19 protein-coding genes are annotated in these 23,755 nt (G+C 65.1%); 8 read left to right on the forward strand and 11 right to left on the reverse strand.

The features are described from left to right. Positions 1-64 precede the first annotated feature (64 nt). From J7I92_RS21340 to dinB, 6 genes are all read right to left on the reverse strand, one after another. The gene (locus J7I92_RS21340; RefSeq protein ID WP_214843782.1) at positions 65-1,867 is read right to left on the reverse strand and encodes a penicillin-binding protein 2; all 1,803 of its coding nucleotides are present in this window, start codon (positions 1,865-1,867) and stop codon (positions 65-67) included. Positions 1,868-1,910: 43 nt separating this feature from the next. Further along, a complete protein-coding gene (locus tag J7I92_RS21345; protein WP_214843784.1) occupies positions 1,911-2,567 on the reverse strand; it encodes a hypothetical protein in 657 nt (218 codons plus the stop codon). Beyond that, positions 2,564-3,562 (reverse strand): 16S rRNA (cytosine(1402)-N(4))-methyltransferase RsmH, encoded by a 999-nt coding sequence (gene rsmH / locus J7I92_RS21350; RefSeq protein ID WP_214843786.1) that lies wholly within the window; start codon positions 3,560-3,562, stop codon positions 2,564-2,566. The genes J7I92_RS21345 and rsmH overlap by 4 nt, the downstream gene beginning before the upstream one ends. A gap of 188 nt (positions 3,563-3,750) precedes the next feature. Beyond that, complete coding sequence (mraZ, locus tag J7I92_RS21355; protein WP_028271726.1) at positions 3,751-4,179, reverse strand: division/cell wall cluster transcriptional repressor MraZ; 429 nt, start codon at positions 4,177-4,179, stop codon at positions 3,751-3,753. Positions 4,180-4,543: 364 nt separating this feature from the next. After that, positions 4,544-4,894: a DUF3040 domain-containing protein gene (locus J7I92_RS21360; protein WP_214843787.1), complete on the reverse strand. Its 351-nt coding sequence runs from the start codon at positions 4,892-4,894 to the stop codon at positions 4,544-4,546. Between the two features lie 283 nt (positions 4,895-5,177). Further along, on the reverse strand, positions 5,178-6,338 hold the full coding sequence (gene dinB / locus J7I92_RS21365) for a DNA polymerase IV (RefSeq protein WP_214843848.1): 1,161 nt from the start codon (positions 6,336-6,338) through the stop codon (positions 5,178-5,180). A gap of 140 nt (positions 6,339-6,478) precedes the next feature. On the opposite strand from dinB, the gene J7I92_RS21370 reads away from it, so the two are divergent. Then, entirely contained in the window at positions 6,479-7,042 is a 564-nt protein-coding gene (locus tag J7I92_RS21370) for a hypothetical protein (protein WP_214843788.1), read from the forward strand. Further along, positions 7,039-8,133, forward strand: a complete 1,095-nt coding sequence (locus J7I92_RS21375; RefSeq protein WP_214843789.1) for a polyprenyl synthetase family protein — start codon at positions 7,039-7,041, stop codon at positions 8,131-8,133. Before J7I92_RS21370 ends, J7I92_RS21375 begins: the two co-directional genes overlap by 4 nt. 76 nt (positions 8,134-8,209) lie before the next feature. Here J7I92_RS21375 and J7I92_RS21380 read toward each other — a convergent pair whose 3' ends face one another. Next, positions 8,210-8,563 carry an Rv2175c family DNA-binding protein gene (locus tag J7I92_RS21380; RefSeq protein ID WP_214843790.1) on the reverse strand — a complete coding sequence of 118 codons (354 nt, stop codon included), beginning with the start codon at positions 8,561-8,563 and terminating at the stop codon, positions 8,210-8,212. 243 nt (positions 8,564-8,806) lie between these two features. Between J7I92_RS21380 and J7I92_RS21385 the strand changes: the two genes are divergently transcribed. Both J7I92_RS21385 and J7I92_RS21390 read left to right on the forward strand, forming a co-directional pair. After that, positions 8,807-10,153 (forward strand): LysM peptidoglycan-binding domain-containing protein, encoded by a 1,347-nt coding sequence (locus J7I92_RS21385; RefSeq protein ID WP_214843791.1) that lies wholly within the window; start codon positions 8,807-8,809, stop codon positions 10,151-10,153. 145 nt (positions 10,154-10,298) lie between these two features. Next, on the forward strand, positions 10,299-12,428 hold the full coding sequence (locus J7I92_RS21390) for a Stk1 family PASTA domain-containing Ser/Thr kinase (protein WP_214843792.1): 2,130 nt from the start codon (positions 10,299-10,301) through the stop codon (positions 12,426-12,428). A 167-nt stretch (positions 12,429-12,595) separates the two neighbouring features. Here J7I92_RS21390 and J7I92_RS21395 read toward each other — a convergent pair whose 3' ends face one another. Together J7I92_RS21395 and J7I92_RS21400 are read right to left on the reverse strand one after the other, a co-directional pair. After that, a complete protein-coding gene (locus J7I92_RS21395) occupies positions 12,596-13,987 on the reverse strand; it encodes a class II 3-deoxy-7-phosphoheptulonate synthase (protein WP_214843794.1) in 1,392 nt (463 codons plus the stop codon). Between the two features lie 64 nt (positions 13,988-14,051). After that, positions 14,052-14,792 carry a 1-acyl-sn-glycerol-3-phosphate acyltransferase gene (locus J7I92_RS21400; RefSeq protein WP_214843796.1) on the reverse strand — a complete coding sequence of 247 codons (741 nt, stop codon included), beginning with the start codon at positions 14,790-14,792 and terminating at the stop codon, positions 14,052-14,054. A 112-nt stretch (positions 14,793-14,904) separates the two neighbouring features. On the opposite strand from J7I92_RS21400, the gene J7I92_RS21405 reads away from it, so the two are divergent. From J7I92_RS21405 to J7I92_RS21415, 3 genes are read left to right on the forward strand one after another with little or no spacing between them, the layout of a single operon-like run. Further along, positions 14,905-15,693, forward strand: coding sequence for a carboxylesterase (locus J7I92_RS21405; RefSeq protein WP_214843797.1), 789 nt, complete (start codon positions 14,905-14,907; stop codon positions 15,691-15,693). Beyond that, positions 15,690-16,487: a carboxylesterase gene (locus J7I92_RS21410; protein WP_214843798.1), complete on the forward strand. Its 798-nt coding sequence runs from the start codon at positions 15,690-15,692 to the stop codon at positions 16,485-16,487. The genes J7I92_RS21405 and J7I92_RS21410 overlap by 4 nt, the downstream gene beginning before the upstream one ends. Next, positions 16,484-17,014, forward strand: coding sequence for a hypothetical protein (locus J7I92_RS21415; protein WP_214843799.1), 531 nt, complete (start codon positions 16,484-16,486; stop codon positions 17,012-17,014). Before J7I92_RS21410 ends, J7I92_RS21415 begins: the two co-directional genes overlap by 4 nt. A gap of 68 nt (positions 17,015-17,082) precedes the next feature. Here J7I92_RS21415 and J7I92_RS21420 read toward each other — a convergent pair whose 3' ends face one another. Then, entirely contained in the window at positions 17,083-18,174 is a 1,092-nt protein-coding gene (locus J7I92_RS21420) for an ROK family glucokinase (RefSeq protein WP_214843800.1), read from the reverse strand. A 201-nt stretch (positions 18,175-18,375) separates the two neighbouring features. Between J7I92_RS21420 and J7I92_RS21425 the strand changes: the two genes are divergently transcribed. Next, entirely contained in the window at positions 18,376-20,214 is a 1,839-nt protein-coding gene (locus J7I92_RS21425; RefSeq protein WP_214843801.1) for a long-chain fatty acid--CoA ligase, read from the forward strand. A 91-nt stretch (positions 20,215-20,305) separates the two neighbouring features. Here J7I92_RS21425 and J7I92_RS21430 read toward each other — a convergent pair whose 3' ends face one another. Further along, a complete protein-coding gene (locus J7I92_RS21430; protein ID WP_214843802.1) occupies positions 20,306-23,701 on the reverse strand; it encodes a pyruvate carboxylase in 3,396 nt (1,131 codons plus the stop codon). Between the last annotated feature and the right edge of the window lie 54 nt (positions 23,702-23,755).

Below are 23,755 nucleotides of genomic sequence, written 5' to 3' on the forward strand. Positions count from 1 at the left end.
GGCGCTAGTGGATCACACCGGGCGTAGAGGTAGCTTCCCTGCTGCGTTCGGTGTTGTGGACGTGCTACTTGGCGTACTGGGGCAGCCTGACCGGCTCGCCCGTTGACGGCGGGACGTTGTATGTCCGCAGGGTCTGGCTCATCACGGAACGGAACACCGGACCATTGGTGATTCCGTAGATGCTGCCTTTGGGACGCTGCAGGACAACTTCCACAATAAACCGCGGATCGTCCATCGGCGCCATTCCCACCATGGACGCCGTGTACCCGCAGTACCCCGACTTGCCGTCGTCGCAGGGTGATTCGGACGTTCCGGTCTTGGCTCCGACCCGGTAGCCGTCAATGGCGGCGTCCTTGATCTGGCCTTCGGTCACGGCGCTCTCGAGGATGTCCTGCACCTGCTGGGCGGTCTCCTTTGAGACAACCTGCCGGTTTTCCTTCGCCGGAACCTTTTCTTCGGTCCCGTCCGGGCTGATGTAGCTGTCGATCAGGCGCGGCTGGAGCATCACACCGTCGTTGGCAATCGACTGATAGGCGCGGACAGTCTGCAGGGTGGATTGCGAAACGCCCTGCCCGAAGAGCACCGTGTACTCCTGGCGGCCGTCCCACTGATCGGCCGGCGTGAGGATTCCGCTTGCTTCAGCCGGCAGCCCGATGTCCGGGGCTTCGCCAATGCCGAACTTCTCCAGCCAGTCGTGGCGCTGGTCCTTGCTGAGGCGCTGGCCGGCCATTACGGTTCCGGTGTTCATGGACCAGCCCAGGATCCCGGCCAGGGTCCGTTCTTCGGTTCCGTGGTCGAAGGAATCCGTAAAGACCTGGCCGTCCACCACGTAGGACGGCGGGATGGTGAACTTGTCCAGCGGGCTGGATTTGCCTTCCTGGATGACGGCGGCGGCGGTGATCATTTTCTCCACGGAACCCGGCTCGTAGGCTGCCGTTACGGAACGTACGCCGCGGTCCTTGGCGTCCACTTTGCCGGGATCGTTGGGGTCCGGGGCGTTGGTGTCCGCCATAGCGATGATGTTGCCGGTTTTGATGTCCTGGACGATGATGACGCCCCACTCGGCGCTCAGCTTGTCCGCCTGGCTCTGGATGGCCTGCTGGGCGAAATACTGGAGGTCGGAGTTGAGGGTCAGCCGGATGTCCTTGCCATCCACTGCGGGGGTCAGTTCGTCCACGCCTACGGGGATGCGCAGGCCGTCGGCACCGATTTCGAAGACCCGCTTGCCCGGGGTGCCCCTCAGGACCTCATCCTGGGTCTGTTCCAACCCTGCCTGGCCGGTGGTCCCGTCCTGCAGGAAGCCGACAATCCCGCCCGCCACCGAGCCGTTGGGGTAAACGCGCTTGCTGGTGCCGACGGTGACTATTCCCGGAATCTGCAGTTTGGAGATCCGGTCCTCCATGTCCGGTTTGAGGTCCTTCGCCACGATGTAGTAGGGCTTCTCCCCCGTCAGGGCGTCCTTGACGTCCTCGAAGTCCTGTCCCAGCAACGCGGCGAGCTCCTCGATGCCTTTGTCCCTCGAAACCGTGACAAGCTCTTCCTTGTCCCCGACGGTGTCCAGCCGCCTGAACGATTCCGTCTTGGTGTTGACGCGCTGATCCACCACCACGTTGTAGCGGATGACACTGTTGGCCAGCACCGTCCCGTCCGAATCCAGGATGCTGCCGCGCTCGGCAGGAAGCTCAATCGGGGTCAGGCGGTTGTTCAGCGCAGCCTCGGCCATGCCGCCGATATCCAGCCCCTGGACCATAAACAGCTTGCCGCCGACCACCAGCAGCAAAGCCAGCATCATGCCCAGACCCAGGCGGAGCCTTCTTGTGGCGTTCGGCACTTTTGCGGTCGTCTTCTTGCCGGTGCTCTGCGCCACGGTGAGTCCTTGCTGCTTGCGATCTGGTGGTCAGTCCTGCCGATTACTGTCCCGGCGTCTTTTGCTTCGGCGCCGGAACGGATCCTCCGTGCAGATCCACCGCCGGCTTCGGAGCAGCCGCGGCCGGCGCCGGTGCTGCTGCAGCAGGTGCCGCTGCGGCTTCGGCGGGCTTACGGACGGCCAGCGGTTCCTTGGTGGTGGCGGGGGGAACCACCGTCAACTGTCCGGCAACGGCCGGTGCCGCGATGACAGCACCGGGCTTGTCACCCTTGACTGCCGGCTTCGGGGTGCCGCTGACCGTCAAGGTGGACAAATCGATCTGGCCCTTGCCGGTGGAAGCCACCATGCCCAGCTCCATGGCCTTGGCGGCCAGGTTCTGCGGAGCATCATAGTTTTGGACCTGCTGCGTCAGATCTTGGTTCTGCTTCGTCAGCGTGGACTGGTCGCTGCGCAGCTGAACCAGCTGGTACTGGGCCGTGGAAACCGAAATATTCAGGACCAGGACGGCCATCAGCGCGAGGGCCAGCATGGCGAAGCAGAGCACCACGAAGGGAGCCCTGCGCTTGCGGGGAGTGGAGCGGACCACCGACAGCGGGGTCCGCAGCTTCCGCTCCGAACCGCCGGACGGCTTGAGCCCCGTCAAGGCACGGGCTGCCGTGCCGGACACGACTGGGAAGTTCTTGGCAGCGGCGGTGCTCATGCGGCCCTCCTGGCTCTGATTCGTTCGACTGCGCGCAACCGGGCGGACGCTGCGCGTGGGTTTTCGGCGATTTCATCGGCAGTAGGCACCTCAGTGCCTTTGGTCAGGGTCTTGAGATCGGGTTTGTGTTCTTCCAGTTCCACCGGGAAGCCCAGCGGCGCGGAGGACTTCGAGCCTGCCTGGAAGACCTTCTTGACGATCTTGTCTTCCAGCGAGTGATAGGACATCACCACAACGCGGCCACCCATGGCCAAGGCATCCACCGCAGCCGGCACCGCGCGTTCCAGGACGTCGAGTTCCTCGTTGACTTCGATCCGGAGGGCCTGGAACGTCCGCTTGGCCGGATGCCCGCCGGTCTTGGCAGCCCCGGCCGGAACCACGGCCCGGATCGTGTCCACCAGTTCACCCGTGGTGGTGAACGGCCTGGCTTCGCGCGCGGCCACGATGCGGTTGGCGATTCTGCCGGCGAACTTCTCCTCGCCCCATTTGCGGATAATGCGGACCAGGTCTTCTTCGCTGTAGTTGTTCACAACATCCGCGGCCGTTTGACCCCGGCTGGTGTCCATCCGCATGTCCAGGGGTGCATCGAAGGAGTAGGCGAACCCGCGGTCGCGCTCGTCGAGCTGCAGGGAGGAAACCCCGAGGTCCATGAGGACGCCGTGCACCTCCGTTACGCCAAGGTCCTCGAGGACGTCGGGGATCTCGTCGTAGACAGCATGGACCAGGTCCGTCCGGTCCTCGAACGGCTTCAGACGCTCGCCGGCGAGGGCGAGCGCTTCTTCGTCGCGGTCGATGCCGATCAGGTGGAGGTCCGGAAAACGCTGGAGCAGCGCTTCGGAATGGCCGCCCATGCCGAGGGTGGAGTCGATGACCACCGGGGTCTCGCCGCGGCGGCGGGCTGCCTCAATACCCGGGGCCAACAAATTGATGCACCGGTCCTTGAGAACCGGTACATGGCGTTCGGACGTGGGTTTTGGCTGGTTGGGATCGCTCATACCTTCGTCCTTTCGTGCCTGTTTGTGCCTCGGTAGGCAACGGTGGTCCTCGGTGCGCTTCTTGAGCCAGATCCCCATCCGCGCCTATCCGGGCGTCCGCCTGGCTCCGGGGAAGTGAGTCAGGAAAACGTTCGGATGGGCGGCTGGAGATCTCGTTCAAGAAGCCCTTCCGCCGTCGCCTCCGGGATTCAGAAGATTCCCGGGATGGCGTCGTCGGTTTCAGAGAAGGAGGTTTCCTTCTCTGCCAGGTACTCATTCCAGGCCTGGGCATCCCAGATCTCCGCCCGGGAACCGGCGCCGATGACGGCGAGTTCCCTGCCGAGACCTGCGTAAGCCCGGAGTGCGGGAGGAATAGTCACGCGCCCCTGCTTGTCAGGTACCTCGTCCGAGGCTCCAGAGAGGAAAACCCGGATGTAGTCACGAGTCTGCTTGGAGGAAATGGGCGCCTCCCGCATTTGCTCGTGAATCCTTTCGAATTCCCGCTCACTGAAGACGTAGATGCAGCGTTCCTGGCCCCTTGTGAGTACCAAGCCGCTGGCAAGTTCCTCACGGAACTTCGCTGGGAGGATGATCCGCCCCTTTTCGTCCAAACGCGGCGAGTGAGTGCCAAGAAACATGGCCACCCGCCTGTCTGTCGTCAGGAGCTGCACGTCCCCTGTGCTGCCACTACCCTCTTACTCGCTCCACTTTACTCCACATCGCTCCACAGTCAACGCGACACGGGCTATTCCTCCCGGGATTGGACGAACAGTCCCGCGGAAATGCGCGGATCCGGCCCGGTGGTGGAAAGTGGAGGAGTTTTCGCGGCAGGTGGGGCCCCGGCGGCCAGCAGAAAAAGTACGACGCCGGGCGGGCGGACCGCCGTGCTGTCGCGGGCCCGGAATGTCGGGGTTTTAAACGCAAAAAGACCCGCCGGCAGCGGGTCTTCGTGCAGGCCTGCCCAGGGCAGGTGGTGCAAAGTGGAGCGTTAGCGTGCGGCTGTTACGGTTCGCCGCGGCGGCGTTCGTCCCAGCGCTCTTCCAGGCCGCTCATGAATGAACTGCGCTTGCCGGTTTTCCTGCCGCCGGCCGCCGAGCTGCGCATAGTCGCGAAATATACTCCGGCTCCCATGACGATAAAGCCAAGAACCCCGACGAAAATGCTCTGAAGGGACACTCCCACCAGCAGGAGGAGGACACCGGCCAACGTGGCCAGCACGCCGATAACGATGTGGCGCGTGGACCAGTTGCGGCCCGGGTCCGATCCCATGGAATTGGCAAACTTAGGATCGTCCTCGTGCAGCTGCTTCTCCAACTGCTCAAGCAACTTCTGTTCGTGCTCCGAGAGCGGCATCACGACCTCCTTAAGTCGGCCAACGTCCTGACCTGCCGTGGCCTCTGTTCTCAATCCCCTAACGTCCGGCATGCGTGGGAGGTTCCCGTCCTCCGAATATCGGAGAATCGTGGTACCACGCATTCAGACGACGGGCTGATCCAGCTGCCATTTCAGTGCTTGCTTTGAAGCATGCCCAGACGTTCGAAATCTATGTATATCTAAGGATAGTTTGTTGCGCCCTGTTCTGAAAGACACTCCGGCGCCGCCCGGCAGGGCAGAAACGCAGCCATTCCAAGAGCCGTCAGTCGGCGTCCTGGTGCGGGTCCAGCAGCCTGGCCGGGAGCACCGACTTCGAGCCAAATTTCTCCGCCACCCTGTCCAGGGCTTGTTCAGCAGCCCGCCAGTTATCGTCGCGGCGGTCCAGGCTCAGCTGCAGCGAGGTCTGGGCCGCATCCTCAAGTTGTTCGGCCCGGACGCCAACAAGCCGCACCGTCATGGCACGCGGCCCCAGCGATTCGAGAAGCTGGACGGCAACGCCGTAGATAAGCTGTGCACTGTCGACCGGCGCATGCACGGTCCTGCTGCGGGTGATGGTCGAGAAGTCGGTGTAACGGAGTTTGAGGGAGACAGTCCTGGTAACCAGCCCGGCGCTGCGTAGCCGCTCCGCCGTCCGGTGGGAAAGACGCAGGAGCTCCCGGTGGAGTAACGCGTCGTCTGCCGTATCCACCGCGAATGTTTCCTCGGCCCCAATGCTTTTCTCAACGCGGACCGGAGTCACCGGCCGTGGATCAATCCCCCAGGACAGCCTGTAGACGTGCTCCCCCGACGCACCAAGCAACTTCTTGAGCGAGGAAAGCGGCGTCGCGGCAACATCCGCGACCGTCCGGATGCCCATCCGGGCCAGGACCTCGCCAGTCTTGGCCCCCACGCCCCACAGTGCGTTGACCGGAAGGCTGTGCAGATAGGGCACAGTCTCATCCGGACCGATCAGCAGGAGGCCGTCCGGCTTGCAGCGGGTGGAGGCTATCTTGGCCACAAACTTGCTCGCAGCGATGCCGACGGAGGCGGTAATGCCGAGTTCGTCCCGCACGCGCCGGCGGATGATCCCGCCGATCTCCTCCGGACTTCCGAGCCGCCGGATGGCTCCGCCGACGTCAAGGAAGGCCTCGTCAACGCTCAGCGGTTCCACCAGGTCCGTGATCGAACCGAAGATGGCCATCAGCTGGGCGGAAACTTCGTAGTAGAGCTTGTGCCGGGGTTCGATTATCACTGCCGAGGGGCACATCCGCGCCGCAATCGCCATGGGCATGGCGGACTTGACCCCGAATTTCCGGGCCTCGTAGGAAGCGGACAGCACCACCGAACGGTCGGCAGGGTAGCCCACGATCACAGGCTTGCCACGAAGCCCGGGCCGGCTCCGGAGCTCAACGGAGACGAAAAAAGCGTCCATGTCCACATGCATGATGCTGCTTCGGCGGAGCTCCCTGAGGGTCGCTTCGAGCTGCTGTTTATCCTGTTCCGACCCCACGCCTTCAATCCTATGCCGCGGTACTGACTAAACTGGAGGCTGAATCCGGCATCAACACCAGGAGGACTGTCCCTGTGAAGGTAATTGGAAAGCTCAAGCCTGCGGGCTGCGCTGCAATCGTGGCTGGCGCCGTGCTGGCCCTGGCGGCATGCACCCCGTCCGCTCCCGGCCCCACGGCTTCCGGGACCGCAAGCGCTTCAGCTTCCGCCACTGAGCAGGCTTCCGCATCCGGGCAGGCATCCTCCGGGCAGCCGTCCACCACCGCACCGGCCAGCCCTTCGGCTTCGCCCGGAACCACGGCGACCGTCGGGGCACTCGTTCCCGGCTTCCCGGAAAAGCTGCTGCCCGTCATGCCGGGGGCCAAGGTGGTTTCAAGCAGTTTTGACAAGACGTCCACTCCGGCGACCGCAGCAATGGTGGGAAGCATCACCTCCCCGGCCGCCGCCGTCGTCGACTTCTACACAAAACAGCTGGAGGCCCAGGGCTTCAAGGTAGTACCCGGGGACAACGTGGGCGGCGTTGCGTCAAAGGACTTCCTCCGCGGCGATAACGAGACAGTGAACATAGCGGTGGTGGAAGCCGGCGGCGTCTCCACCTTCACTATCGGAGCCAACGTCGCAGCTGAGTCTGCGAAGTGACGGTCGCAGAGCAGCTGCGCCTGGAACAGACGGCCTTCGTCGCCGCCGTCGCCGGCAGGCTCAATGACTTCCTGGCTACCCGCCAGTCCGTCATGTCCGCCATTTCCCAGGACATCGATCCGCTGATGGGCTCCATCTCCAACTTGGTCACGGGCGGCAAACGGCTGCGGGCACTGATGTGCTACTGGGGCTGGCGCGGCGCCGGCGGCGAGGCCGCAGCCGCTGAGGTGGTGACCGCCGGATCGGCACTGGAGCTTTTCCAGGCCGCGGCACTGATCCACGACGACATCATCGACCGTTCCGATACACGGCGCGGCGGCCCCAGCGTGCACCGCCGGTTCAGCCAGCTGCATGAAGACCAGGGCTGGGCGCTGGACAGTGAGCGCTTCGGCCATGCGGCCGCCATCCTCACCGGCGACCTGTGCCTCTCCTTCAGCGAGGAAACGTTCACCGACATCGGCCAGGCGGCGGCGTCGGGAAGCCAGGCGCGGCTGATCTTCAACCTGATGCGGGCCGAAGTAATGGCAGGCCAGTACCTTGACATCCTCGAAGAAGTGGCGGGGCCGATGCGTGACCGTGCGGGGGCAGTAAGCCGGGCCCAGTCGATCATCAGGTTCAAGTCGGCGAAGTATTCCACCGAGCACCCGCTTGCCCTGGGCGGCGCCCTGGCAGGAGCTTCAGATGAACTGCTCCGGGGTTATTCCGCTTTTGCCCTGCCGCTCGGCGAAGCCTTCCAGCTCCGGGACGACGTGCTTGGAGTCTTCGGAGATCCGGTGGCCACCGGAAAGCCCGCGGGCGACGACCTTAAGGAAGGAAAGCGGACGGTCCTGGTGGCGTTCGCCCTCGACCAGGCGCCGCCGGACGAATCGCAGTTCCTTGACGCTAAACTCGGAAGCCCTGATCTGTCCGACGCCGACGTGGAAGAGATCCGGCGCATCATTGTGGATTGCGGCGCACTCCAGGCCACCGAAGTCCTGATTGAAGAGTTCGGCCGCGCCGCGTTCACCGAACTTGACCTGCTGCCACTGGAAGATCTTCCCAAGACGGCCTTGCGGAAATTGGCCGAGGCAACCGTCAGCCGCGCCGCCTGAGTCCGGCGGCGCGGCCCGGCGCTTGCAAAGGGAATGGACTACCGGGGAATCCCGCAAGTCCTAAGCCTGCAAAGTACTACCAGGCGAGGGATTGTGCCCTGCGGCGGATCTCCGTCTTCCGGCCCTCGCGCAGTGCGTCGATCGGGCGGCCCCGCAGTGATTCGTCCGGGGTGAAAAGCCACGAAATCAATTCCTCATCCGAGTAGCCCGCATCGGCCAGGACCACGATGGTCCCTTTCAGGCTCTCTACCGGATGGCCGTCCTGCATAAAGTCGGCGGGCACCGACCTGATTCGACGGTCGCCTACCCGGAGGGCAACCAGGGCCTTTTCGTCCAGCAGCCCGTGGACTTTGGTGATGGAAACGTTCATCATTTCTGCGACGTCGGGCAGCGGCAGCCATTCGCCAACGAGGCTCTCTACATTACTCACGGATCAAGATTGCCACGGCGGGCGCTATTGCGCCTAGTCAGCACCATGCTGCGTCAGGAAACCGTCAATCGACACTCCGAAAGAAGGCATTTCTACATTCCCGAACATTTCTTGTGCTATTCCGCAAATCGTGAGAGATTCACATAGATCACATTTGCACCAGCACCAACTTTAGTAACACTAGTACCAGACGTAACAACGGCTTGACCGACAGCATTCGCCGCTGAGAAGAGGATCACTCCCATGACGACGCCCCGATCGCCTAAGCAGCACCCCAGGCCGAGCCTGCCCTTGATTGCGGCCACAACCGCCGCCCTTCCGGCAGTCGTCCTGTCCTCCTTGGCCATCGCTGAGCCTGCCGCGGCAGAAAGCCGCCCGCGGACGCTGCCGGCCACCCTTGCCGCTGCAATGCAGGCCCAGGAAGCGTCGCTGAGGTCCGGTGTCATTCCTGCCGGATCGGTCTCCACCGCCCTCCCCAGCTCCTTCCGCCCGGCCCAGCCCGCCGCTCCGGCCGAGTACACCATTGCGCGCGGCGACACCATCAGCGGCATCGCGCGCCGCTTCGGCCTCGACACCAACACGGTCCTGAAGCTGAACAACCTGCAGCCGAATACCGTCATCTACCCCGGACAGAAGATCAAGCTGACCGGCTCTGCCGCGGCACCTTCCGCCCCTGCAGCCAAGCAAGAGGCTCCTGCCCCCTCCAACTCCGGGGGCAGCACCTACACGGTCAAGGCCGGTGACACGCTTGGCGCCATTGCAGCACGGCACGGCGTCAAGCTCTCCGAGGTACTGGGCTGGAACGGGCTCAACATGAGCTCCATCATCTATCCCGGCCAGAAAATCAAGATCGGCGGCGGGCAGGCCTCCGCTCCGGCGCCGGCGTCAGCGCCCTCGCCGGCACCTGCTGCGACCGCAAACACCGGTTCGGGCTCGTACACGGTCAAGGCAGGCGACACCTTGTCCGGCATCGCCGCAAAGCACGGGGTCAAGCTGTCGGACATCCTGTCGGCGAACAAGCTGAGCATGACCAGCGTGATCTACCCCGGGAACAAGCTGGCGATCCCGGGAGGCTCGATCCAGCCGGCCGCCAGCGTCACTCCCCTGGTGCCCAGCTCGTTCCTCGGCTTCACGTACCCCTCAGCAGTGGTGTCCTCTGCCAACCAGAACAAGGCCCTCCTCAACGCGTCGCCAGTGCCCAGCAGGGAACAGATGAAGTCGATCGTCGCGGACACGGCGCGGCGGATGGGTGTCGATCCCTCCCTCGCGCTGGCTTTCGCCTACCAGGAGTCCGGCTTCGACCAGCGGGCCGTCTCGCCGGCGAATGCCATCGGCACCATGCAGGTGATCCCCACGTCGGGCGAATGGGCTTCGGACCTTGTGGGACGCAAGCTGAACCTGCTCGATCCCTATGACAATGCAACGGCCGGTGTGGCCATCATCCGCCAGCTGATCAACACCAGCAAGGACCTGGACCACGCCATCGCCGGCTACTACCAGGGCCAGTACTCCGTCAGCAAAAACGGCATGTTCGACGACACCAAGGCGTATGTAGCTGCTATCAAGGCGCACAAGAAGAATTTCGGCTAAAGCCGTCGCCTCGCCCGCTGTACGGTGGAGGTCCCGCTGTACGGTGGAGGTGAGGGTGCCGATGCGCGCAGCGCAAGGGTAACGATACGGGTCCGGATTGCATGTCGATTCGGACCCGTTTCCGTGTAGCACTTAGGATCGTAGGGTGCAGGAAAAAGTGTCGGACTCCCTTGTTGGAACCCTGGTGGACAACCGGTACCTGGTCCAGTCCAGGCTGGCGCGCGGCGGAATGTCCACCGTCTACTTGGCAACGGATCAGCGGCTCGAACGTGAGGTGGCACTCAAGGTCCTCCACCCGCACCTCGCCAATGACGAACACTTCCTGGACAGGCTGGGCCGGGAAGCCAAGGCCGCGGCCAGGCTGTCCCACCCGCATGTCGTAGGCGTCCTGGACCAGGGCATCGACGGGCACACAGCCTATCTGGTGATGGAATACATCAAGGGCCACACCCTGCGGGACGTTCTCAAGGAGAAGGGGGCGTTGTCCCCCCGGCTTGCCCTGGCGTTGATCGACCCCGTGGTCGAAGGGCTGGGCGCGGCACACGCCGCCGGCCTGATCCACCGGGACATCAAGCCTGAGAACGTCCTGATCGCCGACGACGGACGGATCAAGGTGGGTGACTTCGGCCTGGCGCGGGCTGTCACCACGTCAACGAGCACCGGCGCACTGATCGGCACGGTGGCCTACCTGTCACCTGAACTGGTGCTCGGCAGGCAGGCGGATGCACGCAGTGATATCTACTCGGTAGGCATCATGCTGTATGAGATGATCACCGGCAAGCAGCCTTTCGACGGCGAAGTCCCCATCCAGGTGGCCTATCAGCATGTGAATTCCGCCGTGGAAGCCCCTTCGGCCGAGGTGCCCGGGCTTGCTGCGGAAGTTGATGAACTGGTGCAGTGGTGCACCGCCCGGGACCCGGAGCAGCGTCCCGTTGACGGCAATGCCCTCCTTTCGGAGCTCAGGCACATCCGCACCAACCTGACCGACCCCGAACTGGATCTCCAGCCCCCCGCGGCGATTGCCGCCGTCGCCCATTCCCCGGCCGGACTGCGCCCACCCGCGCAGCCGCCCGCCTCCCCGCCTTTCGGGCCGCCGACCCCTGCCGGGCAGGAACAAACGGAGATCCTGAATCCTGCCGGACAGCATCCGACGGAGGTCATCTCCAGGGAAAGCAATCCCACTACGGTCCTCTCGGCCTCACCGCGGCGCCCCGGGCAGTTCGGAGCCCTGGCACCCCCGCCGGAACCGGATGCCGCTTTCGGCGACGGGGATGACGACGACGCAGTTCCCTTGAGTAAAAGGGCGCAGCGCAAACAGGACCGCGATGCCGCCAGGGCACAGTCCAAGGCAGCCTCAACACCCGTCCGCTCGCTGCGTGAAGGGAACTCCCGCCGCCGCGGCCTACTCTGGATCATCGTCCTGGTGATCGCGGCGCTGCTTGCCACGGGTGCGGGCTGGTTCTTCGGCATGGGCCCCGGCTCCCCCGGGACCATTCCAAGGGTGGCCAACAAGACGGTGGCCGAGGCACAGCAGCTGCTTGCCACCGCGGGGTTCCAATCCAGCACGAAGGACGTTTTCGATGACGACATCCAGGCCGGCCTGGTGGTGGGCACCGAACCTGAAGCGGGGCGCGAGATCCGCAAGTTCCAGCCGGTATCGCTGTTTGTTTCCAAGGGTCCACAGCTATTTCCTTTGCCGTCCCTAAGCGGCCTGATGCTGGATGAAGCGAAGAACGAACTCAACGGCGCCGAGATGGCCCTGGGCCCCGTCATCGAGACGTTCAGCGAAACCGAGCCGGCAGGTACGGTGCTCGCGCAGGATCCGCCGGCGGGCACCGCCGCCAGGCGCGGCACGCCAGTCGGCCTTACTGTCTCCAAGGGACCTGAACCGATTCCGGTTCCGGACGTTCGCGGGCAGGAACAGGGGGCGGCGGTCAAGGCGCTTGAGGCCGCAGGCCTCAAGGCCGTGATCTCACCGGAAACTGTCAACGACAAGAAGGTCCCCAAGGGTGCGGTCGTGGCCCAGGAGCCGTCGTCCGGGACGCTTACGCGGGGCGAATCTGTCACCCTCACGGTGTCCAAGGGACCCAAGCTCGTGAACGTGCCGAGCTATATCGGCAAGCAGGCGGACGATGCCCGCAAAGCGCTGGAGAAGCTTGGCTTCGAGGTCCGGGTCAACAACGTCCTTGGCGGCTTCTTTGGAACGGTCCGGGACCAGGACCCGGTAAACACCCAGGTGCCTGAAGGTTCCGTCATCACCCTCACCGTCGTCTAGGAAACCGTCGTTCAGGAAACTGTCGTCCAGGAATACGAGGCCCCTTTAGGAATATGCGGCCTTTGAAACGGCCGCCATCGAAAAGCTCCGCCCGGCCAGAAAAGCTCCGCCCGGCTGATCCAGCCGGGCGGAGCTTTTCTGTTGATCTTTTCTGTCAGTGGACCGGGTCAGCGCTTGGCAAGTGCCCCTGCGACGAGGAAGGCCATTTCGAGCGACTGCATGTGGTTCAGACGGGGATCACAGACCGACTCGTAGCGGTCAAGGAAGGCTTCCTGGTCGATCGGGTCGGCGCCGCCAAGGCATTCCGCGACGTCATCACCCGTCATCTCGACGTGCAGGCCGCCCGGAACGGTTCCCAGAGAGTGGTGGACTTCGAAGAAGCCACGCACTTCGTCGATGACGTCGTCGAAGTTGCGCGTCTTGTAGCCGTTGGGCGAAGTGACCGTGTTCCCGTGCATGGGGTCGGTAACCCAAAGAACCTGGGCGCCGGAAGCCGTGACCTTCTCAACGATGGCGGGCAGCTTCTCGCGGATGTTGCCTGCGCCCATCCTGGTGATGAAGGTCAGGCGGCCGGGCTCGCGGTCCGGATCCAGCCTGTCGATAAGCCGCAGCGCGTCGTCGCCTGACGTCGAGGGTCCCAGCTTCACGCCAATAGGGTTGCGGACCCGTGACAGGAAATCGACGTGGGCGTGATCCAGCTCGCGGGTGCGTTCGCCGATCCAGAGGAAATGTGCCGAGGTGTCGTACGGCAGCCCGGTGCGGGAATCGATGCGGGTCAGCGCGCGCTCGTAGTCGAGCAGCAGCGCCTCGTGGCTCGCGAAGAACTCCACGCGCTTCAAGGCTTCGAAGTCGGCCCCGCAGGAAGCCATGAACTGGATGGCACGGTCAATGTCGCGGGCAAGCGACTCGTAGCGGGCATGCGCCGGGTTCTCGGTAAAGCCCTTGTTCCAGTGGTGCACCAGCCGGAGGTCGGCGAAACCGCCCTGGGTGAAGGCACGGATAAGGTTCAGCGTGGAAGCGGACGTGTGGTAGGCCTTCAGCATCCGGCCGGCGTCGTGGCCGCGGGACTCGGGGGTGAAGTCGTAGCCGTTCACGATGTCGCCGCGGTAGGCCGGGAGCGTCACGCCGTCGCGCGTTTCGTCGTTGGAGGAGCGCGGCTTGGCGAACTGGCCGGCCATGCGGCCCATCTTGATGACCGGCATGGCAGCACCATAAGTCAGGACGACGGCCATCTGCAGGATGGTCTTGACCCTGGCGCTGATCTTGTCCGCGGTTGCCGCCTCAAACGTCTCCGCACAGTCACCGCCCTGGAGCAGGAAGGCCTTTCCCTGGGCGGCGGCGGCGAGCCGTTCGCGCAGGATGTCCACTTCGCCGGCGAACACCAGCGGCGGCAGGACGGACAGTTCCTTCACCGACGCGTCAAAAACTTCTTTGTCTTGCCAGCTGGGCTGCTGCGAAACGGGAAGTTCCCGCCAGCGGTCCAGTCCCGGATAGTTGGCGGCACCGCTCTGGGCAGTACTGGTCAGCAGGGAGGCGGGTTTTGCAGATAGCTCAGTCACACTACAAGACTAGTTCCCGAAACCGGGTTTCCGCACCGCAACCGTCATTCGAACCAAACCGCCGTCACACTTTTCCCGGCTCCGCCGGACCGCCGCCGGCGGAGCCGTCCGAGCCGTCAGTGGGTATGCCCGCCAGCCGCAGTTTGACCACCGCGGCGTATTCGTCAACGTACTCCTGTCCGGACAGGCGCATGAGTTCGTACATGATTTCGTCGGTCACCGCCCGCTGGATCTCGCGGTCCTCCTCCATCCCGTAGTAGCGGCTGAAGTCCATCGGTTCGCCGAAGATCATCCCGATGCGCCTGATGTTCGGCATCCGTTTGCCGATGGGCTGAACTTTGTCCGTTCCGATCATGGCCACGGGAATGACCGGGACCCTTGCCTGCAGGGCCAGTTTCGCGACGCCTACTTTTCCGCGGTAAAGCCGGGAATCGGGGCTCCTGGTTCCTTCGGGATAGATGCCCAGCAGCGAGCCATGGGTGAGGACGTCCATTCCGGCGCCAAGCGAGGCCGCCGAGGCCGCTCCCCCGGACCGGTCCATGGGCAACTGGTTTGTCAGCCGGAAGAAGAGGGCCGTCAGCCTGCCTTTGACTCCCTTGCCCGTGAAATACTCGGACTTCGCCAAAAAGATCACCGGGCGCGGAACCATCAGGGGCATAAAGATGGAATCGGAGAACGACAGATGGTTCGAAGCCAGGATGGCGGCGCCTTCGGCCGGGACGTTGTCGAGCCCCTTGACCCATGGGCGGAACAGAAGCTTCAGCACCGGTCCCAGAACGAACGTCTTCATGAACCAATAAAACACGTGGTGTCCCTCTCCGGACGGCGTCTGACCGGCCCTTCCCCCGGGCCCGGCCAGGACTTCAATGCAACCCTACTCTAGTGAGATTTGTGCCGAATGGTGACACGATGAGCACATGAGAGAAAGCAGCAAACGGACTGTGCCTGCCGCTTTCAGCTACCCCGGCCACGGCAGGAATGCCGTGATCGGGATTGCCATTTGCCACGGCTTCACCGGGAGTCCCCTGAGCGTCATGCCGTGGGCCCTGCACTTGGCCGAGCAGGGGTTCGCCGTCACCGTCCCGCTGCTGCCCGGACACGGTACCGACTGGCGTCAGCTCGCCCGTTCCGGCTGGCGTGAATGGGCCGGCGCGTTCGAGACCGCCTACCTGGAACTCGCGGCCAGGACTGACACCTGCTACGTGGCCGGCCTCTCCATGGGCGGGGCCGTCGCGCTGCGCACCGCGTCCCGACACCAGGTTGCCGGTGTGGCAATGGTCAACCCCGGACTCAGCTTCTACGACCCCAGGATACGGATCGTCGGCATCCTGAAGTACTTGCAGCCGACCACGCTGCCCATTGTGGAGACCAACCCCACAGCAGCCACCACCGACGATGGCGACTATACGCAGACACCGCTTGCCGCGGTTCACCAGCTGAAAAAGCTGTTTGCCGCGGCCCGCCGCCACCTGCCCCGCGTGACTGCCCCGGTGCTCGTCTTCAAGTCGGCCAGGGACGACGTGGTGCCGCCGTCGTCCCTAGCAATGATCCGGCGGCGGCTGGGGTCTGCGGACCTTAAGGTCGTACCCCTGCCCAACAGCGGCCACGTGGCTACGCTGGACAACGACGCGCCCCTGATCTTCGAGCTTTCAAGCCGCTTTTTTCATGAGCACGCGCCGCACCGCGTATCCTCGGAGACATCATGAGCATCGCCGCCGACCACAGCCCCCTGAGCAGTCCCTTTTCCGGCGACGGCCCGTCGATAGGCGTTGCTGTTTCCCATGGCTTCACCGGCAGCCCGCACGGCGTCCGGGCGTGGGCCCAGTCGCTGGCCGATGCCGGTTTGGCCGTGCGGATGCCCCTTCTGCCGGGGCACGGCACCAGCTGGCAGGAACTCGCGAGGACCCGGTGGCAGGAGTGGCACGCCGCTTATGACGCGGCGTACCTGGAGCTTGAGGCCGAATGCGACCACGTCTTCACCGCCGGCATCTCGATGGGAGGCGCCCTGGCCCTGAGGGTGGCCGCCCTGCGTCCGGTGGCGGGAACAATTGTGGTCAATCCGGGACTTGTCATCGATGATCGCCGCGCGCCGCTCGCCGGCATCCTGAAGCTGGTCCTCAAAAGCACGCCGGCGATTGCCAATGACATCCTGAAGCCGGACATTGACGAGGGCGCCTACTCGCGCACGCCGGTGGCCGCGGCCCACGAGCTCAACAGGATGTTCAGGGACACCCTGCGGCTGCTGCCGCGGATCACAGCGCCCGTGCGGGTGTTCCGCTCAACTGTGGACCACGTGGTGTCCGATTCGAGCATCGAGGCGCTGCGCCGGGGCCTCACCAACGCCCCGCTCCAGCTGAGCGCCTTGGAAAACAGCTACCATGTAGCCACCCTGGACAATGATGCCGAGGCGATTTTCAGCGGGACCGCGGACTTCATCCGCGCCGTGGTTCCGGGTCATGTGAACGCTTCGCCCGCCAGCCCTGAAGGAGACGGCCGATGACCAGATCCGACTCCAATTCCTCGGATCAAAGCGCGAACCAGGACGACGCCGTGTGGCTCGACCTGGTCTCCCGGCTCGAGGGCCGCGACACCCAGGCTGCTGCCGGGGAAGGCAGTGAACCGTCCCGGCGGCCCTTCCGCGACTTCGATCCGCTGGGCCTTGCCGGCGCCGCTCCGACTGAGCCTTCGGCATCGGAACGCCAGGGCATTGCGCATAACCGGGGGAACGCCGAGACCCAGGGCAGCGCAGAGACAGGCACCGGGCCCCGGGACTACGAGGCCGACGACGACGAGCCGTTCGTTCCCGAGGAACCTCCGAGCCTGGCCGGCACCGATCCGCTGACCATGCTGGCATGGCTGGGCGCAGTCGGCGGGCCCGTGGCCCTGGTGCTGTCCGCCATGTTCTGGCGTTCGGCTCCGCTGCTGGCCATCCTGGGGATTGTCGCCGCCTTCGTGCTGTCCGTAATCTACCTGATCATGCAGCTGCCGCAGGAAAAGGACGAGCACGACGACGGCGCCCGGGTTTAGCGCCCGGCCCCGGTCTGGCGTTCGGCCCCGGCATGCCCCCCCCGCGGCCGTTCTTCGCTGAATTCCCGTTAGCCGTGCATCCGGCTGCTGACCCGGGACAGGTCGGCGGCGCCGATCAGGCCGGCGTTGGGCCCCAGTGCTGCCAGTGCGATCTCTGCTGCCGGCCGGAATCCGCGGCCGGTCAGGTTCCGGGCAAAAGCCTTCCGGGCCGGAGCCACCAGCAGCTCGCCGGCATCGCACAGGCCTCCGCCGATCACGAACTTGCCGGGATCCAGTGCGGCAGCCAGGTTGGCCAGTCCAAGTCCCAGCCACTCCCCGACGTCCTCCAGCAGTTCCCGCGACGTCGCATCCCCGGCCTCCGCCAGTTCCGTCACGATGACGCCGGTGATCCGGTCCGGCTTCCCGTCCACCGCTTTGAGGATCTCCTGTGCCACCGGGGAATTGGCGGCGGCCAGTTCCCGGGCTTCCCGGCCCAGGGCATTTCCGGAGGCGTACTGTTCCCAGCAGCCGCGGTTGCCGCATTCGCACCGGTGGCCGCCGGGCATGATGATCTGGTGGCCGAATTCGCCTGCAACGCCAAAGCGTCCGCGTTCCAGCCGGCCATCCATCACCATGGCACCGCCGATCCCCGTGCCCAGGGTGATGCAGACGAGCCTGTTCTGGCCCTGGCCCGCGCCGAAGCGCCATTCCGCCCAGGCGGCGGCATCGGCGTCGTTCGTCAGCAGGACAGGCCGGCGCAGCAGGCGCTGGAGGTTGTCCCGCAGCGGTTCGTTGCGCCAGGCGAGGTGCGGGCTGAAGAGCACCGTCCCGCCGTCGAGGTCCATCCAGCCGGCGGCGCCGATTCCCACTGACCAGATGCGGTGGCCGTGGCTCAGCTCTTCCACGAGTTCCACGATCACCTGTTCCACCGCGCGGGGGTCATTTCCCGGGGTGGAGCGCCTGGCCTGGCTGAGGATCCGGCCTTCGGCGTCGACTACGCCGGCCGCGACTTTTGTACCCCCGATGTCCACACCGATGGCGAGGCCTTTGCGCCCCAGCCGGAGGTGCTCGCGAAAGTTCTGGCTTGCGGCCAGCGCGTCCTGCGCGGCGGTCCTCCTGCGCCGCCAGGCCGCCTGCCGTCGGTAGGGTGCGGGCAGGTCGCCGGGCGAAGGTGTATGCATGGTTCCTCATTCTATTGCCCGGCCCCTTTTCCGGCGCCGCAGGCCCTCCAGGACGCGGCTGCCGAGGGGCCCTGGTGGCGGTTACGGGCATTCGACCCGTAAAGTTACTCGCCAGTAGGTTTATCACGAGACACCTGTGCAAAGAGCGTACTAGTGTTAGCAGTACCCCCCTGTGGGTCTATGGATAACAAAGGAGCTATCGTGCGCGAATTCAATGTTCCGCCGTTGGTCAACGTACCCCCGGAAACCAACATCACCGACCTGGTGCTGCGGCAGGCCGCCAAGGCCTCGAACCCTGCCCTGTATTCGCGCCTGGATGGCTCCGGACAATGGCAGGACGTTTCGGCCTCCGATTTCCTTGCCGACGTCCGGACCCTGGCCAAGGGCCTCATCGCCAGCGGCGTGGCTGCAGGCGACCGCGTCGGCATCATGTCGCGCACGCGGTACGAGTGGGCCTTGGTGGACTTTGCCATCTGGTTCGCGGGCGGCATCTCTGTCCCGATCTACGAAACGTCCTCCCCTTCCCAGGTGGCCTGGAACCTGGGCGACTCAGGGGCAGTTGCGGCGTTTGGCGAGGCCGCGCACCACGAGGACATCATCCGGCAGGCCGCCGCGTCCGAAGGCCTCTCCGCCCTCGCCCACGTCTGGCAGCTTGAAGGGCCGGGGCTTGACGAGCTCCGGGCCGGAGGCATCGCCGTCACCGATGAAGAACTGGAAGCCCGCAGGAGCCAGGCTTCCCTGACTGACGTCGCAACGATCATCTACACCTCCGGGACCACGGGCAGGCCCAAAGGCTGCGAACTGACCCACGGCAACTTCGTGGAGCTTTCCGAGAATGCGCTGGCCACGTCACTGTCCGGCATCGTGAACGAGAACGCCAGGACCATCATGTTCCTGCCGCTGGCCCATGTGTTTGCCCGGTTCATCTCCGTCCTTGCGGTGGCGGCCGGCGTCACCGTGGCGCATACCCCGGACATCAAACACCTCCTGCCGGACCTGCAGAGCTACAAGCCCACGTTTATCCTCGCCGTGCCGCGCGTGTTCGAGAAGGTGTACAACTCCGCGCTCACCAAGGCCGAAGACGGCGGCAAGGGTGCCATCTTCCACAAGGCAGCCGAAACCGCCATCGCCTACTCCCGGGCGCGGCAGGCAGGTTCTGTCGGCTTGGGCCTCAAAGTCCGCCACGCCCTCTTCGACAAGCTTGTCTACGGCAAACTCCGCGCGGCCATGGGCGGCCAGGTGGCCCACGCCGTCTCCGGCGGAGGCCCGCTGGGCGAACGGCTGGGGCACTTTTTCCAGGGCATCGGCCTGCAGATCCTCGAAGGCTACGGCCTGACCGAGACCACCGCCCCCATTACCGTCAACACGCCTTCGCTGATTCGGATCGGCACGGTGGGCGCACCCCTGCCGGGGAATGCGGTACGGATAGCGGACGACGGCGAGATCCTCACCAAGGGCGTCTGCGTGATGCGCGGCTACTACAAGCGCGACGACCTGGCGGCGGACACCTTCGTGGACGGCTGGCTGCGGACCGGCGACGTCGGGCAGATGGACGAGGACGGATTCCTCACTATCACCGGCCGGAAGAAGGAAATCATCGTGACCGCGGGCGGCAAGAACGTGGTGCCGGCACTGCTCGAAGACCAGATCCGCGCTGACGCCCTCGTCTCCCAGGTCCTGGTGGTCGGTGACAACCGGCCGTTCATCGGTGCGCTGGTCACTGTTGATGAGGAGGCCCTGCCGGGATGGCTGCAGCGCCACGGACTGCCGGCTTCGATCACTGTTGCCGAGGCGGCGGAGCATCCGGTGGTCAAGGCAGCCGTCCAGGACCTGATTACGCACGCGAACCAGTCCGTGTCCCAGGCGGAAGCCATCAAGTCGTTCCGGATCGTGCCGTCCGACTTCACTGAGGCATCCGGCCACCTCACGCCGTCGATGAAGGTCAAGCGGGCCCAGGTGATGAAGGACTTCGAATCCGTCATCGAGGAAATGTATGCCGCGCCGCGCCAGGCCCGCAGCACGGCGTCCGGACAGCACTAGCTACTTGCAGGCTAAGGGTTAAAACGAAAGGGGGGCTTCCCGGCGAATTGCCGGGAAGCCCCCTTTCATGTGTGTCCTATTACGCCGTGTCCTACTCGATGACCAGCAGCAGGTCTCCGCCCTGGACCTGTTCCACTGCGCCCACGGCGAGCCGTGCAACAGTGCCGGCCACCGGCGTCGTGATTGACGCCTCCATCTTCATGGCCTCAATGGTGGCAACGGTGTCACCGGCGTTGACAGCGTCGCCCACCTTGGCGGTGAGGGTGACGGCCCCGGCGAAGGGTGCGGCCACCTGGCCCGGCTGGCCGGGATCCGCTTTTTCCGCTGCCTTGACATTGCTGACCACGGCGCGGTCGCGGACCACTACCGGCCTGGACTGCCCGTTGAGCGTGCACATGACGGTGCGCATGCCCTTCTCGTCGGGCTCCGAAACGGCTTCGAGGGACGCGATCAGGCGGACGCCCTTCTCGAGTTCGATCTCGTGTTCCGCGCCGCGCTGGAGACCGAAGAGGTAGTCGCGGGTGTCCAGGACCGAGAGGTTTCCGTAGGTCTCCACACTCTTCTGGTAGTCCTTGGTGGGACCTTCGAACAGCAGGCGGTTGAGCGTCTGCTGGCGGGTCTTGGAATCGCCCTTGAGTGCAGCGCTGTCTTCGGCGCTCAGTTCCGCGTCCCGCACCTTGATGCTGCGGCCCTGCAGGGCCTTGGTGCGGAACGGCTCCGGCCATCCTCCGGGAGGATCACCCAACTCGCCGGACAGGAAGCCGATGACCGAGTCCGGAACGTCGTAGTTCTGCGGGTTTTCGTTGAAGTCGGCGGGGTCGGCATTCAGGCCTACCAGGTGCAGGGCAAGATCGCCCACCACCTTGGAGGACGGAGTGACCTTTACAAGGCGGCCCAGGATGCGGTCGGCCGCCGTGTACATGTCCTCGATGGCCTCGAACCGCTCGCCGAGTCCGAGGGCCATGGCCTGCTGGCGCAGGTTGGAGAGCTGGCCGCCTGGAATCTCGTGCTGGTAGACGCGGCCGGTGGGGCCCGGAAGGCCCGACTCGAACGGCGCGTAGACACGGCGAACTGCTTCCCAGTACGGTTCCAGCGAGCTGACCTTGGCCAGTCCCAGGCCGGTGTCGCGCGGGGTGTTTTCCAATGCGGCCACCAGGGCGGAGGCCGAAGGCTGGCTGGTGGTTCCGGCGAGGGAAGCCGAGGCGACGTCCACTGCGTCCACTCCTGCGTCCACCGCGGCCAGCAGGGTGGCCAGCTGCCCGCCTGCGGTGTCGTGGGTGTGCAGATGGACCGGAAGGTCGAAGCGTTCCCGCAGGGCCGCCACAAGCTTCGCGGCGGCTGCAGGCCGCAACAGTCCCGCCATGTCCTTGATGGCCAGGATATGGGCACCGGCGTCGACGATCTTCTGCGCCAGCTCCAGGTAGTAGTCCAGGGTGTAGAGCTTTTCGTCGGGATTGAGCATGTCGCCGGTGTAACAAAGGGCGACTTCAGCGACGGCGGTGCCCGTGGCCCGGACAGCGCGGATGGCCGGGGCCATCTGGTTGACGTCGTTGAGGGCGTCGAAAATCCGGAAGATGTCTATTCCGGTGGCTGCAGCCTCGTTGACGAAGGCTTCAGTGACTTCCTCCGGGTACGGCGTGTAGCCCACGGTGTTCCGGCCGCGGAGCAGCATCTGCAGGCAGATGTTCGGCAGTGCCTTCCGCAGCGCCGCCAGCCTGTCCCAGGGGTCTTCGCCGAGGAACCGCAGGGCAACGTCGTAGGTGGCACCGCCCCAGGCTTCCACGGACAGCAGTTCGGGAAGCAGCTGGGACACGGCCGGCCCGGCAGCCACGAGGTCGCGGGTGCGGACACGGGTGGCCAGCAGTGACTGGTGGGCGTCACGGAACGTGGTGTCGGTGACTGCAACGGCGTCCTGGGCGCGCAGGGCCCTGGCGAAGCCTTCAGGGCCCAGCTCCAGCAACCGCTGGCGTGAACCACTGGCCGCCGGAGCATCCCCCACTGCGGGAAGCTTTGCTGCCGGGTCCGAGTGGACCGTGAGTTCGCCATTGGGCTTGTTCACGGTGACCTCGGCCAGCCAGGTCAGCAGCTTGGTGCCGCGGTCCGCGGAGACGCGGGCCCTGAGCAGCTCCGGGCGCTGGTCGATGAAGTTGGTGGCCACATCGCCCGCAACGAAGTCCTTGTCGTCCAGCACGGCCTGGAGGAAGGAGATGTTGGTGGAGACACCGCGGATGCGGAATTCCGCCAGGGCGCGGCGGGCGCGGGCAACGGCTGCGGGGTAGTCGCGGCCGCGGCAGGTCAGCTTGACGAGCATGGAATCGAAGTGCGGGCTGATCTCGGCACCTGAGTAGACGGTGCCGCCGTCGAGCCGGACGCCGGCGCCGCCGGCGGAGCGGTAGCCGGTGATCTTTCCGACGTCGGGCCGGAAGCCGTTGGCCGGATCCTCGGTGGTGATGCGGCACTGCAGGGCTGCGCCCTTGAGCTGGACGGTTTCCTGGGACAGGCCAAGGTCGGCCAGGGTCTCGCCGGAAGCGATGCGCAGCTGCGCCTGGACCAGGTCCACGTCCGTGACTTCCTCGGTGACTGTGTGCTCCACCTGGATGCGCGGGTTCATCTCGATGAAGACGTGCTGGCCCGCGCGCTCACCGACGGTGTCCACGAGGAACTCGACGGTGCCGGCGTTAACGTAGTTGAGCGCCTTGGCGAACTTAACGGCATCGCGGTAGAGCGCCTGCCGGATGCCTTCATCCAGGTTCGGGGCCGGCGCGATCTCGATGACCTTCTGGTGGCGGCGCTGGATGGAGCAGTCGCGTTCGAAGAGGTGCATGATGTTGCCCTCGGCGTCGGCGAGGATCTGGACCTCGATGTGGCGGGGGCGCAGTACTGCCTGTTCCAGGAACATGGTGGGGTCGCCGAAGGCTGCGTCTGCTTCGCGCATGGCGGCCTGCAGCGCCTCGGGCAGGGCCTCCCGGGTGTCAACGCGGCGCATGCCGCGTCCGCCGCCGCCGGCGACGGCCTTGGCGAAGATGGGAAAGCCGATTTCGTCCGCGGCAGCGATCAGCTCATCCAGGTCCTTGGAGGGCTGGCTCGACTTGAGGACGGGAACGCCCGCGGCACGCGCCGCTTCGAGGGCGGCAACCTTGTTGCCGGCCAGTTCGAGGACCTCCGCCGGCGGCCCGACGAAGGTGATGCCGGCCTCCTTTGCTGCCCGGGCCAGGCGCGGGTTCTCGGAGAGGAACCCGTAGCCGGGGTAGATGGCGTCGGCCCCGGCCTCCTTGGCGACCCGCACGACTTCGTCCACGTCGAGATAAGCGCGGACGGGATGCCCCTCTTCGCCGATCAGGTACGCTTCATCAGCCTTCTGGCGGTGGATGGAGTTACGGTCCTCGTTGGGGAACACAGCTACAGTCTTGGCGCCCAGCTCGTAGCCGGCACGGAAGGCGCGGATCGCGATTTCGCCGCGGTTAGCCACCAGAATCTTGGAAAACATACTTCTCCTGCATCATTGCGGGTATATCGGTAAGTGGTCACAGTGTGTAAGACA

The sequence above is a fragment of the Arthrobacter sp. ISL-72 genome, from assembly GCF_018613755.1.
Taxonomy (GTDB): Bacteria; Actinomycetota; Actinomycetes; order Actinomycetales; family Micrococcaceae; genus Arthrobacter.

What these genes read in the sequence shown, in the direction of transcription:
- J7I92_RS21345 (WP_214843784.1), bottom strand. Translation starts at nt 2,567, where the DNA reads ATGAGCACCGCCGCTGCCAAGAACTTCCCAGTCGTGTCCGGCACGGCA.
- rsmH (WP_214843786.1), bottom strand. Translation starts at nt 3,562, where the DNA reads ATGAGCGATCCCAACCAGCCAAAACCCACGTCCGAACGCCATGTACCG.
- mraZ (WP_028271726.1), bottom strand. Translation starts at nt 4,179, where the DNA reads ATGTTTCTTGGCACTCACTCGCCGCGTTTGGACGAAAAGGGGCGGATC.
- J7I92_RS21360 (WP_214843787.1), bottom strand. Translation starts at nt 4,894, where the DNA reads ATGCCGCTCTCGGAGCACGAACAGAAGTTGCTTGAGCAGTTGGAGAAG.
- dinB (WP_214843848.1), bottom strand. Translation starts at nt 6,338, where the DNA reads ATGCATGTGGACATGGACGCTTTTTTCGTCTCCGTTGAGCTCCGGAGC.
- J7I92_RS21385 (WP_214843791.1), top strand. Translation starts at nt 8,807, where the DNA reads ATGACGACGCCCCGATCGCCTAAGCAGCACCCCAGGCCGAGCCTGCCC.
- J7I92_RS21405 (WP_214843797.1), top strand. Translation starts at nt 14,905, where the DNA reads ATGAGAGAAAGCAGCAAACGGACTGTGCCTGCCGCTTTCAGCTACCCC.
- J7I92_RS21410 (WP_214843798.1), top strand. Translation starts at nt 15,690, where the DNA reads ATGAGCATCGCCGCCGACCACAGCCCCCTGAGCAGTCCCTTTTCCGGC.
- J7I92_RS21415 (WP_214843799.1), top strand. Translation starts at nt 16,484, where the DNA reads ATGACCAGATCCGACTCCAATTCCTCGGATCAAAGCGCGAACCAGGAC.
- J7I92_RS21420 (WP_214843800.1), bottom strand. Translation starts at nt 18,174, where the DNA reads ATGCATACACCTTCGCCCGGCGACCTGCCCGCACCCTACCGACGGCAG.
- J7I92_RS21430 (WP_214843802.1), bottom strand. Translation starts at nt 23,701, where the DNA reads ATGTTTTCCAAGATTCTGGTGGCTAACCGCGGCGAAATCGCGATCCGC.